The organism is Thermomicrobium sp. CFH 73360, from assembly GCF_023806465.1.
Lineage (GTDB): Bacteria > Chloroflexota > Chloroflexia > Thermomicrobiales > Thermomicrobiaceae > Thermomicrobium.
On record NZ_JAMSLS010000001.1, the window covers coordinates 498,124 to 514,877 of the forward strand.

The window sequence follows — 16,754 nt, forward strand, 5'->3', positions numbered from 1 at the left end:
CACTCGGTTTCGTCGCGCAGCAAGCCACACTCACCTGAAGGGTAAGCCTAGCACTGGGCACGCGTACCGCGCAACGCGTGCGGCACAGCTCTTCTCAACGAGATACGTGGGAACACGTCCGCTGAGCTCACGACCCGGTTGGCGTGGCCGGCTCGATCCTGCGGTCGGGCTTGACTCTGCCTCCTCTGGTGAGGAGATGAAGATACCCTGAAGGCACAGGACTACGACGCGAGTGAACGGGAAATTCACAGCGAAGATGGTTGGTCTTGACGCTGTTGCACCCGCTCGGTTGACTTGAGGATCGGTGATGCTTTGACGGAGGATCGGCCCGCATCCATGACATCCAGCGAAGCCGGCCACCATCCCATCGCATTCTTGCGTCGCGTTTTCGATCTCGAGCGACGCAAGGGCTACCAAGACAGTGCAGCAGTTGGCGGAATCGAGCGTCTCTTTGAGCGGAATCTCGGCGTCTGGCTGACGCAGCATCCAGAGCTCCGCTCGCACTTCCAGCAACTCGCAAAACTGGTGCGCGGCTACAGCACCAAATCCCCCATGGAGCGCGCAGAACTTCTGGCTCGAATCATGCCCCTTCTCGATGGTACGGAGCGGATCTCTGAACGGCCACACAGGGTGCGCGCATCCAAGGCTGCCGAGGAGCGTACTGCGTCTGCGAAGGCACAGCTCGTGAAATCGGTCGATCCGGATGAATCGGTCACAGCACTTCCTGGCGTCGGCGCACAACGGGCACGGCAGTTGGAGACGCTCGGCATCTCAACTGTGCGTGACCTGCTTTATCTTGTGCCGCGCCGCTACGCCGACTATACCCAGGTTGTCCCAATTGGACGCCTCGGCCGACTCGTCCGCGTCGGCGAGGAGGTCACTTGTACGGTGATCGGTGAGGTCGCGCAGGTGGAGGTCCGTGAAACGACCAACGGACGGCGTTACGTCGCCGTCGAGCTGCGCGACGACACCGGGAAGATCCCTGTCATCTGGTTCAACCCATACGTGGCGAGGCAGCTTGCGGTGGGACAGCGGATCGCAGTGAGCGGCAAGTTGGAAGGAAGCGGTCCGTACGTTCGTTTCCGGAACCCAGAGTGGGAGCCGGCCGAAGCGGACCTTCTCAACACTGGTCGGATTGTGCCGATCTATCCGCTGACCCACGGACTGTATCAGCGTCAGCTTCGCCAACTCACACGCACGGCGCTCGAACTCGCATTGCCACGCCTGAACGATCCCCTGCCCACAGCGCTCCGCCAGCGCTACGAACTCCCCTCGCTGACCTGGGCGCTGGCTCAACTGCATTATCCGGAGTCGCTCGCTGCGGCCGAGCGGGCACGCCGGCGACTGGCATTCGACGAGTTCCTTGTCCTACAGCTTGGCCTCGTGCAGCGCCGGCTCAGCTGGCACGCGCAACCTGGCACCCCTGTTCCGATTGATCGGGAACTCCTGGAGCGCTTCCTCGCCTCCTTGCCGTTCCAGCTCACAAGCGCGCAGCGGCGAGCGTTGGAGGAGATCCTTGCCGATCTGGCTCAGCCGCACCCGATGAGCCGCCTTCTCCAGGGGGACGTTGGTTCCGGTAAGACGGTTGTCGCTGCAGCCGCAGCCTTACTCGTCCACCGCGCCGGTTTCCAATCGGCCATCCTCGCCCCAACGGAAATCCTCGCTGAACAGCACTTCCGGACACTCACACGCTTGTACAGCGGACTCAGCGGCGCCGATCGGCCACTGGTCGCGCTTCTCACCGGCAGCACGCCAGAGCGCGACCGCGGGCCGATTCTCGCCGGCCTCGCCAGCGGTGCAATTGGCATCGTGGTCGGCACACACGCCCTTTTGGAAGAACGCGTTCAATTTCACCACCTCACCTTCGCGGTGATCGATGAACAACACCGTTTTGGTGTTCTGCAGCGTCATACGCTGCGGAGCAAGGGGAAGAACCCGCATGTCCTCGTGATGACCGCGACCCCAATCCCCCGCAGCTTGGCCCTCGTGCTCCACGGCGATCTTGACCTCTCGATCATCGACGAACTTCCACCCGGCCGCCAGCCGGTCAAAACCTATGTCGTCCCCGGACGGAAGCGTGCAGAGGCCTACAAGTTCGTCCGACGCGAGATTGAGCAGGGTCACCAGGCGTTCGTCATCTGCCCGCTTGTCGAGGAGTCAGAGACGATCGAAGCGCGCGCGGCGACGGCCGAATACGAGCGGCTCCAACGGGACGTCTTCCCTGACCTCCGCCTTGGTCTTTTGCACGGACGAATGAGTTCACGGGAGAAGGACGAAGTGATGACGCGTTTTCGCGACGGTGAGTTGGACATTCTTGTCTCCACGGCCGTCGTTGAAGTGGGAATTGACGTCCCGAATGCGACCGTCATCCTCATCGAAGGCGCGGAACGCTTTGGGCTGGCCCAACTCCACCAGTTCCGCGGTCGGGTCGGCCGGGGAACTGCTCCTTCCTACTGCCTCCTCGTGTCGGACACCGACACTGAGGCAGCCCGGCAACGCCTCGAGGCCGTGGCAACAACGACTGACGGCTTCCGCCTCGCCGAGATCGACCTCCAACTCCGCGGGCCAGGCGAGTTCCTTGGTACCCGCCAGAGCGGCCTCCCTAACCTGCGTTTCGCCACACTTGCCGACATGCCAACACTCCAAGCCGCGCGCCGTGCGGCTGAAGAGCTCCTCCAGGATGATCCGACCCTGGCTGCCCCTGAGCATGCCGCACTCGCCGAGCTTGTGCGTGCGCGCTGGACGCGCAGCGTCGCTGACGTCAGTTAATGGAGGGTTTTCGACCATGAGCCGTTCCGTCTTCTGGCTCGACCAGAGCCTGATCGGCAGGGTACTCGCCGACCTTCTTGGATCGGTGATTGCTCCCACTGGTTGGGATGTACGTCAAGCAGCTCGCCTTCGCGCCACGACCGTCCGCACCGAGCCAGGGTTCGCCTTGCTCGATACGCTTGAGGCGCTGGAACTTGTCCCAGCCTGGTCAATTGCGACGGATTTGGTCGTCGCCTCCCAATACAACAGTGCAGTGGGACTCGTTACCCCCGATCGCCCCGATCGCATCACTGATGCGATCGTCTCGCTCGATGACTGTCGCCCCGCAAGCGAAGCGCTCGCACGAGCGACAATCGAGCCGTTCTTCGGTTTGCGCGTTCGAGATTGGCGGCATGCGGAAGCGGCAAGCGCTCTTTCCGAACTCCGGGTCACGGAAGATGAGGCCGCACTTGTGCCTCTCGATGAACGGCACCACGACCTCGGTCGCATCTGGTTCATCCTGACCGGGCATGCATTCGTCAGTCACCTCCTCGTTGTCCCCTCGGAACTTCCTGCAGAGACGCGCAGCCAATTCGCTGTACTACTCCGCCGCCTCTCAGAGGAGCTTCGGACCCGGGCAGCAGAGATCGCGAGTGAACGCGCCGCCGCCCACGCGCTCGACGCTGGGCGCCTCCACGCCTACCTGAGCGAGTCGGTCGACGTGCTGACACCAAAACTCCAGCGGGCGATCGCGGAACTCGTGCGGCGAAGTGGGAGCGGCCTCCGGGTACCTGGACCGGAGAACTATCGCTCACTCTCTTCCTGAGCCTCTTCTTCCTCCTCGCCGGGAAGGCGAGCACGAGAAACTCGTGCCAGTGCTGCGTACCACTCGGCACCAACATGGTGTACGAGCGGCTCTTCTTCGAGCTGGAGCCACCGCTCGCCAAAAAGCTCGGTGTCCGCGGCGGCGGCGATCACCTCCCCAACGAACAGGTCATGATCGCCGAGGCTCAGTCGCGCGATGACACCGCACTCAATGTGCGCAACCGCTTCCTCAAGTACTGGCACATCAACTTCCAGCGCATCCACCGGATGGAGCTGGGCTCGCGTGAACTTATCCACGTCGCGACCAGAAAGAGTCCCACAGAGGTGGATCGCGAGCAGATGTTCAAGGGTCAGGATATTCAGCGCGAAGTACTCGCCCTTCGACAGAAGTTCGTGCGTCAAGCGGCTCGGGTGAACGGCCAGCCCAATGCGCGTCGGCTCGAGACTGAGCGGCATAACCCAGGCAGCAGTCATGACGTTCGGGTGCGCTCGGTATTGAGTCGTCACAAGCACCACAGGACCGGGTTCGAGCAGGCGCGCTGCAAGTCGTGGTTCGCGTGGTTCCTTGCGCCCCATCGCCACTCAGCCCTCCTCGGTCACCTGCGACTCGAAGCGCCGAGCCGCCAGCATCGCTTGGTAGACCGCGTAGTACTGTTCGGCGATCCGGCGTTGGGTATAGTGCGCCAGCACCCGTCGCCGACCGGCCTCGCCCAACTGGCGTCGGCGCTCCGGATCGGCGAGCAGGTTTCTCAGCAGACGTACCAGCGCATCGACGTCGTCCTCCGGGAAAACCAGTGACGGATCGCCGATCACATGCGGGATCTCGCCCGACGACGAACCAACCACCGGCACGCCGCAACTCATCGCTTCGATAATGACGCGCCCGAACTGCTCCTTCCAGTTGCGGCGCGTCCGTGAAGGGACGACAAGGACGTCGAACCGGTTCAGCGCTTCCGGCATGAGCGCCGGTGGCACGCCACCGCGGAACAGAACGCGGTCGCGAACCCCCAGCTCCGTGGCAAGCAACTCGAGACGTGTACGCTCGATCCCGTCTCCAACAATCTCAAGCTGAACGCGTCCAGGCAGCTGTGCCAGCGCGCGGATGAGCAAATCCGCCCCCTTCTCTGGCACGAGCCGTCCGACGAAACCGATCGTGGGAACGGCTGCCCGTGCCACTGTCATTGGGCGGAACAGCTCCGGATCGACCCCGAACTGTGGGATGACCGCTAACGGTCCGCGAAAGCCTTTCCGTCTTAGGACATCGGCCGCCTCGTGGTTCCCCGCAACCGCCGCAGAAGCCAGCCGATAGTTAAGCTGTTCGAACCACGAGAATGGTGGCGGATAGCGTCGGTAAAGGTTCTGCCAGGTGAAAAAGAGAATACGAGCCCGATAGCGGCGCCCGAGCAACGCAGCGTGGGCAGTCACCAGGTTATACGGCTCCTCGTCGATGTGGAGGATATCAGGTCGGAAACGTGCGATGTGCTTCCCAAGCCCCGGATAGAAGTGCACGTGGTGATGGCCGTTGAACCACATGGGCTCCACAACAAGCTGATATCCCTCCACATAGCGCCGCTCGAGTTGCAGGACACCGACACGATTCTCGTGCCAGAAGGGCGGCACCACAGCCAGGAGCTCCACGTCCGGCAAGCGCGCGAGTTCCTCGAGCTTCCGCTGGTAGACACCGTTCACGAGCGCCTTGGAGACGATAAGGATGCGCATCGGACCTCAACCTATCGCCGCGCTGCCGACAGCAGCGATGTTCACCGCCTCATGGTACGCCGCAACTGTTTCACGTGCTGTCCGCCGCCAGGTGAACATCCTCGCTCGTGCGAGTCCACGCGCCCACAGTTCTTCTTGGAGGGCCGAATCATTCAGCAGGCGGACGAGCGCTGCAGCAAAGGCCTCCTCGTCCAGCTCGACGAGGATCCCCGCATCCCCAACAACTTCTGGAAGGCTCGTACACCGAGCGGCAATCACCGGCGTCCCACAAGCCATCGCCTCCAGGGGTGAGAGACCAAATCCCTCATAGCGCGAAGGGTACGCGTAGACCGTCGCGAGCTGGTACCAGAGAACTTTTTCATCTTCAGTGACCGGGCCAGGCAGAAGGACGCGCTGCTGGAGACCGAGCCGACGAATGAGCGGCTCAAGCGGTGGGTACAGTCGCGGGTTCTCGCTATGTGCGCGGCCGGGAATAACGAGCATCGTTCCCCCGGGAAGCTCCGGGAGTGCCCGCGCGAAAGCGCGAACGAGCAATGGCAAGTTTTTCCGTACGTCGAAGCCCCCAAGATTCAGGACGACCGGACCGCTTATGCCCCAGCGCTGCGCCAACGCCCGCACCGCGTCCATCTCTTCCGGAGGTCGAAAGCGCGACTCGACGCCCAGTGGGATCACACGAATCTGTTCTGCCGGATACCGCAACACGCGCACGATATCATCTCGCGACCACTGTGAGTCTGTAAGGACGAGCACTGCCCGCCGCACGGTCCGTCGCACAAGCTCGGTGTACAGTCGGAATGCAAGCGACGCACGATACTCCGGCAACACGAGCGGAATCACGTCGTGCACCGTGACGACGAATGGTGTGCTGATGCGGAGCGGCGCGGCAAAGTATGGTATGTGCACGAGTGTGGGACGGAGCTCGGCCGCCAAGCGTGGAAGCCCGACCTGTTCCCACCAGAGCTTGGCCAGCTTCCCGCGTACGAGCAAGTTGGGCTGACGCACGACGACGTGTTCTGGTGCCGCGAGAAAGACCGGCGGCGAAACAGGCATGGCCAGGTGCACCTCGCCGAATTCACCGGCGGTGAACTCGCGCCAGAGCGCCAGGGTGTATTGCCCGCTCCCCGTGTGCGGCTGCGTCACGAATGCACCGTCCAGCAGAACCGTCAACACGCGCGCCGCCACCATCCCCCCTCGATCGGAGAGTATAACGAGGGATCCCGGCTCCACTGCGGAGCCCTTGATCAGTTGCCGCGCCGCTTGTCGCTCTCGTATAGTGGTGCGAGAGCCCACGTGACGTGGGGGAACGGAGCGAGAGGGAGCGAGAGGATGGCCAAGCCTGTAACCGTGAGTGATGCGACATTCGATCGCGAAGTCGTCCAGTCGCCGGTTCCTGTCCTCGTCGACTTCTGGGCACCGTGGTGCGGCCCCTGCCGCATGATCGCCCCCATTCTCGAGGAGATTGCTGAAGAGAAGGCGGGGAAGCTCAAGGTTGCCAAGGTGAACGTCGACGAGAACATGCAGGTGGCAATGCAGCTGGGTATCAGCAGCATTCCCACGCTGATTCTCTATAAGGACGGCAAGCCGGTCGAGCGGATCATCGGCGCGATGCCCAAGCAGCGCCTGCTGCAGCAGATTGAAAAGCATCTGTGAGCAGCATGCCTTCTGCCTGAGCGCGAGCGGCCGGTCTCCTCCGGTCGCTCTATCGTTTTCTGTTCCAGTGCCGAAAAGCGAAGAGCGCAAGGCCAAATACTGAAACTACCACCACACCCAGCAGCCGTCGTGGCGCCTGGAGAAACGGGCTTGCGATACTTGCCAGGATTGCCGTTCGGCCATGCACGTACGGAGCGAGCGGAACGGCAACGATTGTTGTCCGGCGCCCATCGACGGCCAGCGGCGGATACTCGTAGCAGTCACGAACCAAGTCGATGGTGACGACGGTCTCCGCGGCCCGATCAGGTAGGTTCGGGTCATACACCCAAACCTGCGCACGCTCAGCATCACGCTGGCAGAAGGCATAAGGAACGACGGTGTGCCCTTGACCGAGGAGTGCTTGGAGGACGTCCCGACGCCAGGGACGCGGGACATTGAGATCAAAGCAGCGATCACTCCAACCATACGTCAGAAGGTCGCGGACAAACGCGTGGTACGCTCTCCGCGGACTCGGGAGCAAAAACCAGGGGAGTCCAGCCAAGAGAGCACGATCACTCAGTTGGCGGCCATGCAGGACAAGAACGACCTCACGCAGCGAGACCTCCCTACCGAGCCAACCCAGCGCCCGGGCGAGCGCGGTCCTGGAGAGACCGGTACAGAGTCCGCCCTGTATTCGCCCGTCCGGCAACCGTCGCAGTCCGACGACTTCCCGGTACAGTCCTCGGAAGAACCTCTGCGAGCCGAGTGCAAATCGGAAGGTCTTCCGAAAATGGACTGGGTCTGGCTCCACCTCACCGAGGTCATCGATGCGGTTTGCCCAGGGCAGGCGATCTCGATGCGGATCAAAGCGGTTCCGGCCACAAAAGTCGACAGGAAGATCCCGAGTGAGGAGCGGGCACCTTCGATCCTGGCCTCGGGTGACAAGCTGGAGGTGAACCGGAAATTCCGGCAGGCCAGCAGGGAACACCAACCAGGCAGTCGGTTCAGTGAGGGGTAGCACCCGCCAACCAGGCGGGAGACGAAGTTCCAGCCTGTCTTCGGCAATCACGTCTGACTGCGGACGCAGGCGGACGACGAAGCGATCCGGAATCCAGCGAAATCCGCCTCCCGCTTCGTTGGTATACCGCAGGCGAACCAGCGGCTGATCATCCGCTGTGAAGAGCTCAATACTCAGCTCGTCTGCTCGTTGACCGTGACCGGCTGGGGACGCCATCCAAGCGCTTCCATCTCCCGGCGAAGGTCTTCTAGATCGGCGAACCGACGGTAGACCGACGCGAAGCGGATGTATGCGACCTCGTCGAGTTGCTTGAGCTCCCGGAGCACGATCTCGCCGATCAGGGTGCTCGGCACCTCGCTCGTGCCGAGGCTGTGCAGCTCCCGCTCAACGGTCGCCACAATACGATCGATCTCGTCCGGCGAGACCGGTCGCTTCTTCAGTGCCAGGCGCAGTCCCTCTCGGAGCTTCGCCACATCGAACGGCTCACGGCGTCCGTCCCGCTTGACCACCATCAACCAGAGCGGCTCCACGCGTTCATATGTCGTGAAACGTCGACCGCAAGCAACACATTCGCGACGCCGCCGAATACTCTCGCCACCATTGAGTTCACGCGAGTCGATGACTCGCGCATCGCGAGCTCCACAATACGGGCACTTCACGGTCGCTCGGCCTTCACCTTCAGCGCTCACGCAGGAAGCGGAGGATGGACGGCTCCGCCCACTCATCGTCTGGCAAGATCGGCGTCCGCGGCGGAGCGCTCGTGCGCGTCGTCGGTTCCGGGCGGAAACGCCGTTCTGGTGCGCGCGGTCGCCGCTGGGCACCGGCACCGGTGAACCCAGCTGCGATGAGTGTGATGGTTACGTCCCGCCCCATCGCCTCGTCGGGCTCGGTTGTTCCAAAGATAATCTCGGCCTCTTCGTCGACCATCGAGCGAATGAGTTCGGCTGCCTCGTTGACCTCGGCCATCGACAGGTCAGGTCCACCAGCGATGTTGTAGAGGACGCGCGTTGCACCCTCGATACTCATTTCGAGCAAGGGACTTTCGACAGCAGCACGGGCTGCATCGACGCAGCGATTCTCGCCGGTCCCGCGGCCGATCGCCATCAGAGCCGAGCCAGCATCCCGCAGGATCGTCTTCACATCGGCAAAGTCCAAGTTGATCAACCCTGGCCGGGTGATTAGGTCGGAGATCCCTTGAATCCCCTGCCGCAAGACGTCGTCTGCGATCCGGAACGCCTCAGAAAACGGCGTTTTGGGATCGACCATTGCAACAAGTCGCTGGTTGGGAATCGTGATCAACGCATCGACATGCTCCTTAAGCACGGCGATTCCCTCGTCCGCGATGCGGCGCCGTTTTGCTCCCTCAAAGTCAAAAGGCCGTGTTACAACGCCAACGGTCAGGGCGCCTGCTTCGCGCGCCAAACGTGCGATCACCGGAGACGCGCCGGTCCCAGTGCCACCTCCCATCCCCGCGGCGATAAAGACCATATCCGCCCCGCGGACAAGTTCGGCGAGCATATCGGCGCTTTCTTCAGCAGCACGCTCGCCAATTTCCGGACGCCCTCCAGCGCCCAGCCCCTTGGTCAACTTGTCACCAATCCGAACCGTGACCGGAGCGAGCGACTTGAGCAACGCCTGTGCGTCAGTGTTGACCGCGATGAATTCGACTCCTTGGACACCAGCCTCGATCATCCGGTTGACCGCATTACCACCGCCGCCACCAACGCCGATCACCTTGATGCGTGCGAAGGAGTGAATCAACTCGTCCTCATGGTTGTCGAACATTGTCATCGCCCTCACCCTCCTGCAGTCCCGCGTTGCCCCTCCGTCCGGTTCGCTCTCGCAGCGTGGGTCGAATGCACCCGCCCCCCGCCCGCCGCAGCGGGCAGCAGGAGGCTCGCTCGCTGTACCCGTCGTCGAGAGTCGAGTGTAGCATACCCACCCTTATGCTTCACGACCCCACCCGCCAGAGCACCGGACGATCCGGGTCTCGAAGATCAAGATGGAGCCAGGACGTTCCCTGTGCCTCCAAGGCATTGAGGACGGCAAGCTGGTCGGCCAGCCGCTCGGCATCGCCAAGAATGATTCGCTCTCCACCAGCGAAGACGAGGATGAGTCCCTCGGCCGGTCGATACTCGAGTCCCGCCAGCCGATCAGCGTACCGCTTGACCAGCTCGGGCACTGCCCGAGCCACCGTGCCCGGAACGCGCCCGCCTGGCTGCAGTGTGAGACCACCGCTCACGCGCACGTGTGGTAAATCAGTGGCCTCTCCGTTTCCGATAACCCGCCCTTCACTGTCAATCAGCCAGTTCCCTTGCTCGGTCATCCAGACGCTCGTCGGTTGCCTTTCCACTACTTCAATCACCACAGTGTCCGGGTAGATAGAGCGAACTGTGGCCGCAGCAATCGCTGGGTGCATGACCAACCGCTCCGCGACCTCCTGGGTATCGATACGAAAGACCGACTGCCCCAGGACACCGCTCTCCCGCACCACCGCGTCGGCGAAGGCGAGCCGATTTCCCTGCACGATCACGGTGCGCACGCGATACTGTTCGCCCTCGAGGAACCCAACAAGCAGCACTAAACCGCCGACCAAGAGCAGCAGTGCAAGAAGTCTCCCTGTCAGGACGCCGCCGACGAGCGCACGCCGCACACGGCGGCGCCGCCCTGAAGCTGGAGGAGTTTTCGTCACCTCGATCGCCGTCGCCGTTGCTCCTGGTGGCGCTCCAGCGCGAGTTCGATCAGACGCGTGATCAGATCGCGAAAGCACAACCCAGAGGCCTCCCAAAGCTTGGGATACATCGAGATCGCGGTGAATCCGGGGATGGTGTTCACCTCGTTGACGAGGATCCGACCAGTTGACCGCTCGAGAAAGAAGTCGACCCGTGCCATACCTGCGCCGTCGATGACCCGAAACGCTTCGATCGCCATGCGGCGCACCGTCTCGGCCTGCTCTTCGCTGATCGGTGCCGGAATTAGTAGCTGTGAGTTCGAGTCGATGTACTTCGCTTCGTAGTCGTAGAATTCCCGACTCGGCACAATCTCTCCAACGATGGATGCAACCGGCTCGTCGTTTCCCAGAACGCTCACCTCGAGTTCTCGAGCATCGATCGCCTCCTCAACCACAATGCGTCGGTCGTACCGCGCAGCGAGTTCCACCGCCTTCACCAACTCCGCACGCCCACGCGCTTTGCTCACCCCGACGCTAGAACCAAGGTTCGCCGGCTTGACGAAGCAGGGATAGCCGAGTTCACGCTCGATCTGGCCGATCAGGTCATCTTGCCGACAGTGCCACTCGTGGTGTGTGAAAGCAAGCCAGCGCGCCTGATCGAGGCCAACACTCGCGAACAGTCGCTTGGCGGTCGGCTTATCCATGGCGACCGCCGAGGCAAGGACACCACAACCAACGTACGGCACTCCGGCAAGCTCCAGCAACCCCTGAATCGTCCCATCTTCGCCATACGGCCCGTGCAACACGGGAAAGACCACATCGACGCTTCCCGCCAAAATCGGCTCGGGAATCAGAAGCCGCTGTGGAGCCCCCTGCTTGAGATCCGCTGCCGCTTCGGTCAGCTCTGGTTCCAGTGGGAGCCGACTCCGGGCAGCCAATTCTTTCAGTGGATCTCCACCAATGAGCCAGTGGCCGTCCCGTGTTATGCCGATCGGGATGGCAGCGAACCGCTCACGATCGATGTGCCGCAAGATTGCTTGGGCCGAACGAAGCGAGACGTCGTGCTCACCCGATTGCCCGCCGAAGACGACTGCGACCCGGATTTTCCCCGTCATCCTTTGGGCTCCCCGATGACTTCGATCTCCGGCTCCAGCACGATGCCAAACCGCTCCGCCACGCGCCGCCGCACCTCTTCGAGAAGCGTTAACGCCTCCTCGGCCGTTGCCCCACCAAGGTTCAGGAAGAAGTTCGCGTGCCGCTCTGAGACACGCATTCGCCCGACCTGGAATCCTTTCAGTCCTGCCTGCTCGATGAGATACCCGGCGAAGGTACCGGGAGGATTCTTGAAAACGGACCCAGCACACGGCCCGGTCGGTTGATGTTCCCGGCGCCAGCGGGCATTTGCCTCCGCAATAGCCCGGAGTTTGGCCGGATCGCCTGGTTGCAGGCGCAATCGGGCCTGGAGCACGACGTACCCTCGCGGTTGCGGGAGCGCCTTGAGGCTTGTCAGCCGATACTGTGGAGCGAGCTGCTCCCGCGTCCAGCGGACAAGGGTGCGTCTGCGCAGATCATAGAGTTCAACATCCACCAGGGCGCTCCCAACATCTCCACCGTGCGCACCGGCATTGTTCACAACGGCTCCACCGAGAACGCCTGGCAGGCCTGCTGCCCATTCCATCCCGGCAAGGCCGAGCTCGCTGGTCCGGTGCCCAATCCAGGAGAGGGGAGCCGTGGCGGGGAATGCCATGAGAATCGCTCCGTCCTCGCACTCAAACGGCAATACATCCTGCTGCTCTCCACCCCCCGTCCGGAAGGCGACGACAAGCCCTCGGATCCCGCCGTCGCACACGAGGAGATTGCTCCCGCCACCGATCACCGTAACCGGTAACCCTTCACGCTCCCCCCAAGCGAGCGCTAGCTCGAGCGTCTCCCGATCACTCGCTCGCACGAGGAAGTCCGCTGGACCGCCGATCCGGAACGTGGTGTATCGCCCCAGCGGCTCAGATTCGAGCACACGCAACGGTCGGCCCTCAACCGTCACCACGGTCGCCCGCTCAACGCGCGCTGGCATCGCGCTCACCCTCCCGCAACGCGACCGCGGCCTTCCAAATGTCTCCCGCGCCGAGCACAAGCACGACATCGCCATCCTGCATCGCCGCACGCACCGTCGCCGCTGCAGCATCCGGATTAGGCACCGCAATTGCCGGGACACGCTGGATCCGCTGTGCCAGTGCAACCCCGTTCACACCAGGAAGTGGGAGCTCGCGCGCGGGGTAGACGTCGGTCACCACGACGATATCGGCTTGTTCGAGCGCGTGCGCGAACTGGTCAAGGAAGAGTTGTGTCCGACTATAGGTGTGCGGTTGAAAGACGACCCAGAGTCGCGCCTCAGGGTACCGTTCCCGTGCTGCGGCGATCGTTGCCGCTACCTCTCGCGGGTGATGGGCGTAATCAAGGATCACCGGTACCCCCTCAACCACACCGCATTCCTCGAAGCGCCGGCCGACTCCGCTGAAGCAGCGAAGCGCCTGGAGCACCACCAGCACCGGCACACCAGCCGCGGCCCCTGCGGCGACGGCGGCTGCAGCATTGATCCGATTGTGCCAGCCTGGCACCGCGAGAGCGAGCGGTTGGTTGGTCCCATCCGGACTCCGCAGTGATCCGTCCGGCAGCACGCGGTACTGCGCATCAGCAGCCGTGCCAAACGTGAAAACCCGCCGGCCAGCAGCCGAGAGTTCACTGGCGAATACCCTCGTCACCGGGTCGTCTGCTGAAAGCACCGCCACCCCATCCGGACGCAGTCGCTCCAGGAAACGTCGGAAGGCACGCACAACACTACCGTGACTCGGGAAGAGATCAGGGTGGTCGTGATCGACGTTCAGCACAACAGCGATGTATGGCTCGAAGGCAAGGAAGCTGTAATCGTACTCGTCTGCTTCAACGACGAAGAACTGTCCTCGACTCGGCTGAGCACTCGTACCCCCGAGATCACGAACCGTTGCCCCGATCGCGAATCCCGGCCTGAGTCCCGCGACCTCGAGCGCGAGCGCAATCATCCCACTGGTCGTACTTTTGCCGTGCGTTCCTGCGACTGCGATCGTCAGGTAGTCAGCGGTGAGCCAACCCAGCAGCGCTGCCCGTTTGACGATCGGTCGATGCCGGATCGCGAAGGCAGTGACTTCCGGGTGAGCGACCCGGACTGCGCTCGTTACAACCAGAAGGTCCGTGTCTTCCGCGTGCTCGGGGTTATGCCCAATGGTGACCGCGATACCGCGCTGAGCGAGGTGTTCCAAGACCGGGCTCGAAACTGCATCACATCCGGAGACACGGTAGCCTTCCGCGGCCAAGAGCTCGGCGAGTCCGCTCATGCCGCTGCCTCCGATACCAAGAAAGTGCACCCGAGCCCCAGCGGTCAGCCAGTCGAGGTGACGCGGCCACCTCATCGCGTGCGTCCTCCTCGCGGAGCGGCTCGACGTCGAGCATTCCGGCCGAAGCTGCGCAGCATCGGCGCAAGTGCCAGATGCCGTGCCCGGTGTTCCGGTACCGACCTTGAGACCACTGGCTCAGCACCACGGGGCACTGTTGCCCGCGAGATACTCAGCAAGATACCCGTCGCTGCCAGCGAAGTGACTAGCGCCGATCCGCCATAACTAATGAACGGCAAGGGGATGCCAGTAAACGGAAGCGTCGAGGTAATTCCGCCGACGTTGATCAACGCTTGGCCGACGATCCAGCTGGTAATCCCGACCGCAAGGAAACCACCGAAGCGATCGGGAGCACGCCGGGCGATACTCAGTCCACGCCACGCGAAGACAAGGAAGAGGAGAAGCATCACGGCACAGCCGACAGCACCGAGCTCCTCGCCGATGACCGCAAAAATCGCGTCATTGTGTGCGTGGGGGAGCCACTGGAACTTTTGCCGCCCTGCACCAAGGCCGACTCCGAACCATCCGCCCCCACCAAAGGCCAAGCGTGCCTGTGCGATTTGCCAGCCAAGCGTGCGCAAGAGCCCGTTCGGGTCGAAGAGTTCTTGGTCGGAGCTCAATAAGACTTGAATACGCTCGCGTCGGTACGAGGCACCAAGTGCCATGACCAGGGCAGCGGCCAATCCGCTTGCACCCAGCACGGCAAAATGCGAGAGCGCTGCGCCAGCAGTGAAGAACATCGCGAACCCGATCAGGACAAGCACCATTGATGTACCGAGATCCGGCTGGAGCATCGTAAGGCCGACGAGCGCTCCGAGCAGCACGACAAACGGCACCACACCATGGCCAAATTGGCGAATGCGATCACCTTTCCCAGCAAGCCAGCTTGCAAGGTACAGGACAAGCGCCAACTTTGCCAGCTCCGATGGCTGGAAGGAGAGCGGGCCGAGATCGATCCACCGCTGGGCTCCCAGTCGCGTCTCACCGATCCCGGGGAGCAGAACAATTGTCAAGAGGGCAATCGTGGCCACCAGGGCTGGTACCGCCAGACGCCGCCAGATCCGGTAGTCAAAGGCTGTGGTCACCACGGCCGCGAGCGATCCCAATCCTAACCAGACGGCGTGGCGCACCGCGTAGCTGCTGTCACTCCCGACACTGGCGCTGAACACCATGACCAACCCGAATGTATTGAGCGCAAGAATCGTAAGTAACAGTGCGAGGTCTGGTTCGTGGAGGACACGCCGCTCCCCCGGAGGAGTCAGGAGTCGAGCAAACGCACGGACCAGACGCCTCATCGCTCCGCTCCTCGGCGGCTAGCCAAGTGCCTGACCGCAGCGCGGAACGCCTCGCCGCGATGGAACTCGTCCCGGAAGAGCCCAAAACTTGCACAGCCAGGCGAGAGCAACACAATCCCACCTGGCTCAGCCAAACACGCCGCCTGGTGAACCGCCTCCTCCATCGACCGGTACGGGCCAAAGACACGCACGCCTACCTGCTCGAGCGCGGCGTGGTACTCGGGGGTGGCTGTCCCATCAAGGAGTACGACCGCCCGTACGCGTCCTGCGACAGCCTGAGCGAGCTCTCTCAGGGAGACCCCCTTGGCTGCACCACCCCCAATGAGGACGATCGGCCGCCCGCGGAACGTTTCAAGTGCAGCGAGCACCGCGACCGGTGCCGTGGCTGCAGTGTCGTTCACGAACTCGACACCATCGATATGGGCCACAAGCTCAAGCCGGTGCGGTACTGGCTGGGCCCCCCGTAATCCCGCTCTGGCATGCTCGAGCGTTGCACCGCGGAGAAGTGCTGCGGCCATCGCGGCCAAAGCATCAGAAACGGCATGGTCACCGGCCAGGGGTATCTCCCGACGATGCAGGAGTTCCTCCTCATGGCCAGCAAACCGCCAGACCAGACGATCACCCCTTCGGAAAGCCCCCTCGCTTACTCCATCATCCTGTCCAAAGGCGATCACGCGGCCTACGCCAGTATCCCGGCACGACCAGACCACTGGGTCGTCACGATTGACAACGAACCAGTCGCCGGGACGCTGGTGGCGGGCAATGGCGCGCTTCGCATCCACATAGGCCTCAAATGACGGATAGCGGTCGAGATGGTCAGGCGAAATGGTCGTCAGCACTGCAATGTGCGGGCTCATTCTCTGCTCATCGAGTCCTTCCAGTTGCCAACTGGACAACTCGAGGACCACCGGCGTATCCCGGCCGATTGCTGGAAGCACTTCGAATGCCGAGCGCCCGAGATTACCGGCTAGAACGGTCTCGGGCTTCCACTGACGCAAGATCGTCGCGCAGAGTGTCGCAGTGGTCGTCTTCCCCTTGGTACCGGTCACGCCAATGATCGGTGCAGGGCAAACGCGGAAGAAGAGGGTCATCTCCATCTCGATCCGTGCGCCAGCAGCGCGCGCGAGCGCAAGCCAGGGGGACTCTCGAGGAACAGCGGGATTTCGCACCACAATCTCGGCCTCTTCGAAGTCCTCACGACGATGCTCACCGAGGACAAAGCGCACCGGGAGATCGCGTAAAGCCTCAAGGCTGGGTTGGAGCTCTTCGGCAGAGCGCAGGTCTGTCACTGTCACCTGCGCGCCCTGCTCGACGAGCCAGCGTGTGACGCCCAGACCGCCAGAACGCGTCCCAAGTCCCATCACCAGGACGCGCTTGCCACGGAGATCGAGCCGCTGCTCACCGGTCATGCCTGTGCTCCCGAC

The 16,754-nt window shown here is 62.8% G+C and carries 16 protein-coding genes; 4 read left to right on the forward strand and 12 right to left on the reverse strand.

Going from position 1 to position 16,754, the window contains the following annotated elements; translation table 11 throughout:
• Positions 1-336 precede the first annotated feature (336 nt).
• Both recG and NET03_RS02260 read left to right on the forward strand, forming a co-directional pair.
• Entirely contained in the window at positions 337-2,769 is a 2,433-nt protein-coding gene (gene recG, locus NET03_RS02255) for an ATP-dependent DNA helicase RecG (RefSeq protein WP_252127264.1), read from the forward strand.
• A gap of 16 nt (positions 2,770-2,785) precedes the next feature.
• Positions 2,786-3,574, forward strand: a complete 789-nt coding sequence (locus tag NET03_RS02260; protein ID WP_252127265.1) for a type 2 periplasmic-binding domain-containing protein — start codon at positions 2,786-2,788, stop codon at positions 3,572-3,574.
• Here the strand turns inward: NET03_RS02260 and NET03_RS02265 are convergent.
• From NET03_RS02265 to NET03_RS02275, 3 genes are read right to left on the reverse strand one after another with little or no spacing between them, the layout of a single operon-like run.
• Entirely contained in the window at positions 3,553-4,149 is a 597-nt protein-coding gene (locus NET03_RS02265; RefSeq protein ID WP_252127479.1) for a flavin reductase family protein, read from the reverse strand. The two genes, NET03_RS02260 and NET03_RS02265, sit on opposite strands and share 22 nt — an antisense overlap.
• A gap of 6 nt (positions 4,150-4,155) precedes the next feature.
• A complete protein-coding gene (locus NET03_RS02270; protein ID WP_252127266.1) occupies positions 4,156-5,292 on the reverse strand; it encodes a glycosyltransferase family 4 protein in 1,137 nt (378 codons plus the stop codon).
• 6 nt (positions 5,293-5,298) lie between these two features.
• A complete protein-coding gene (locus tag NET03_RS02275; RefSeq protein WP_252127267.1) occupies positions 5,299-6,474 on the reverse strand; it encodes a glycosyltransferase family 4 protein in 1,176 nt (391 codons plus the stop codon).
• A gap of 144 nt (positions 6,475-6,618) precedes the next feature.
• Here NET03_RS02275 and trxA point away from each other — a divergent pair, with 144 nt between their 5' ends.
• Together trxA and NET03_RS13705 are read left to right on the forward strand one after the other, a co-directional pair.
• Positions 6,619-6,942, forward strand: coding sequence for a thioredoxin (gene trxA / locus NET03_RS02280; protein WP_252127268.1), 324 nt, complete (start codon positions 6,619-6,621; stop codon positions 6,940-6,942).
• Positions 6,926-7,045, forward strand: a complete 120-nt coding sequence (locus tag NET03_RS13705) for a hypothetical protein (protein ID WP_353655745.1) — start codon at positions 6,926-6,928, stop codon at positions 7,043-7,045. The genes trxA and NET03_RS13705 overlap by 17 nt, the downstream gene beginning before the upstream one ends.
• On the opposite strand, the gene NET03_RS02285 is transcribed toward NET03_RS13705, so the two are convergent.
• From NET03_RS02285 to murD, 9 genes are all read right to left on the reverse strand, one after another.
• Positions 6,992-8,155, reverse strand: coding sequence for a hypothetical protein (locus NET03_RS02285; protein WP_252127269.1), 1,164 nt, complete (start codon positions 8,153-8,155; stop codon positions 6,992-6,994). The two genes, NET03_RS13705 and NET03_RS02285, sit on opposite strands and share 54 nt — an antisense overlap.
• Positions 8,113-8,598, reverse strand: coding sequence for a transcriptional regulator NrdR (nrdR, locus tag NET03_RS02290; RefSeq protein ID WP_353655746.1), 486 nt, complete (start codon positions 8,596-8,598; stop codon positions 8,113-8,115). The genes NET03_RS02285 and nrdR overlap by 43 nt, the downstream gene beginning before the upstream one ends.
• Before the next feature lie 19 nt (positions 8,599-8,617).
• The gene (gene ftsZ, locus NET03_RS02295; RefSeq protein ID WP_353655768.1) at positions 8,618-9,724 is read right to left on the reverse strand and encodes a cell division protein FtsZ; all 1,107 of its coding nucleotides are present in this window, start codon (positions 9,722-9,724) and stop codon (positions 8,618-8,620) included.
• A gap of 166 nt (positions 9,725-9,890) precedes the next feature.
• Entirely contained in the window at positions 9,891-10,592 is a 702-nt protein-coding gene (locus NET03_RS02300) for a cell division protein FtsQ/DivIB (protein WP_252127272.1), read from the reverse strand.
• Positions 10,593-10,627: 35 nt separating this feature from the next.
• On the reverse strand, positions 10,628-11,725 hold the full coding sequence (locus tag NET03_RS02305; RefSeq protein ID WP_252127273.1) for a D-alanine--D-alanine ligase: 1,098 nt from the start codon (positions 11,723-11,725) through the stop codon (positions 10,628-10,630).
• The gene (gene murB, locus NET03_RS02310) at positions 11,722-12,681 is read right to left on the reverse strand and encodes a UDP-N-acetylmuramate dehydrogenase (RefSeq protein ID WP_252127274.1); all 960 of its coding nucleotides are present in this window, start codon (positions 12,679-12,681) and stop codon (positions 11,722-11,724) included. Before murB ends, NET03_RS02305 begins: the two co-directional genes overlap by 4 nt.
• On the reverse strand, positions 12,665-14,053 hold the full coding sequence (gene murC / locus NET03_RS02315) for a UDP-N-acetylmuramate--L-alanine ligase (protein ID WP_252127275.1): 1,389 nt from the start codon (positions 14,051-14,053) through the stop codon (positions 12,665-12,667). Before murC ends, murB begins: the two co-directional genes overlap by 17 nt.
• Entirely contained in the window at positions 14,050-15,330 is a 1,281-nt protein-coding gene (ftsW, locus tag NET03_RS02320) for a putative lipid II flippase FtsW (RefSeq protein ID WP_252127276.1), read from the reverse strand. The genes murC and ftsW overlap by 4 nt, the downstream gene beginning before the upstream one ends.
• Positions 15,327-16,739 carry a UDP-N-acetylmuramoyl-L-alanine--D-glutamate ligase gene (gene murD / locus NET03_RS02325; RefSeq protein WP_252127277.1) on the reverse strand — a complete coding sequence of 471 codons (1,413 nt, stop codon included), beginning with the start codon at positions 16,737-16,739 and terminating at the stop codon, positions 15,327-15,329. Before murD ends, ftsW begins: the two co-directional genes overlap by 4 nt.
• Positions 16,740-16,754 lie beyond the last annotated feature (15 nt).

Coding starts and splice junctions, on each gene's coding strand:
- NET03_RS02305 (WP_252127273.1), bottom strand. CDS start 11,725: ATGACGGGGAAAATCCGGGTCGCAGTCGTCTTCGGCGGGCAATCGGGT.
- recG (WP_252127264.1), top strand. CDS start 337: ATGACATCCAGCGAAGCCGGCCACCATCCCATCGCATTCTTGCGTCGC.
- NET03_RS02265 (WP_252127479.1), bottom strand. CDS start 4,149: ATGGGGCGCAAGGAACCACGCGAACCACGACTTGCAGCGCGCCTGCTC.
- NET03_RS02260 (WP_252127265.1), top strand. CDS start 2,786: ATGAGCCGTTCCGTCTTCTGGCTCGACCAGAGCCTGATCGGCAGGGTA.
- NET03_RS02285 (WP_252127269.1), bottom strand. CDS start 8,155: ATGGCGTCCCCAGCCGGTCACGGTCAACGAGCAGACGAGCTGAGTATT.
- trxA (WP_252127268.1), top strand. CDS start 6,619: ATGGCCAAGCCTGTAACCGTGAGTGATGCGACATTCGATCGCGAAGTC.
- ftsZ (WP_353655768.1), bottom strand. CDS start 9,724: ATGTTCGACAACCATGAGGACGAGTTGATTCACTCCTTCGCACGCATC.
- ftsW (WP_252127276.1), bottom strand. CDS start 15,330: ATGAGGCGTCTGGTCCGTGCGTTTGCTCGACTCCTGACTCCTCCGGGG.
- NET03_RS02270 (WP_252127266.1), bottom strand. CDS start 5,292: ATGCGCATCCTTATCGTCTCCAAGGCGCTCGTGAACGGTGTCTACCAG.
- murB (WP_252127274.1), bottom strand. CDS start 12,681: ATGCCAGCGCGCGTTGAGCGGGCGACCGTGGTGACGGTTGAGGGCCGA.
- murD (WP_252127277.1), bottom strand. CDS start 16,739: ATGACCGGTGAGCAGCGGCTCGATCTCCGTGGCAAGCGCGTCCTGGTG.
- murC (WP_252127275.1), bottom strand. CDS start 14,053: ATGAGGTGGCCGCGTCACCTCGACTGGCTGACCGCTGGGGCTCGGGTG.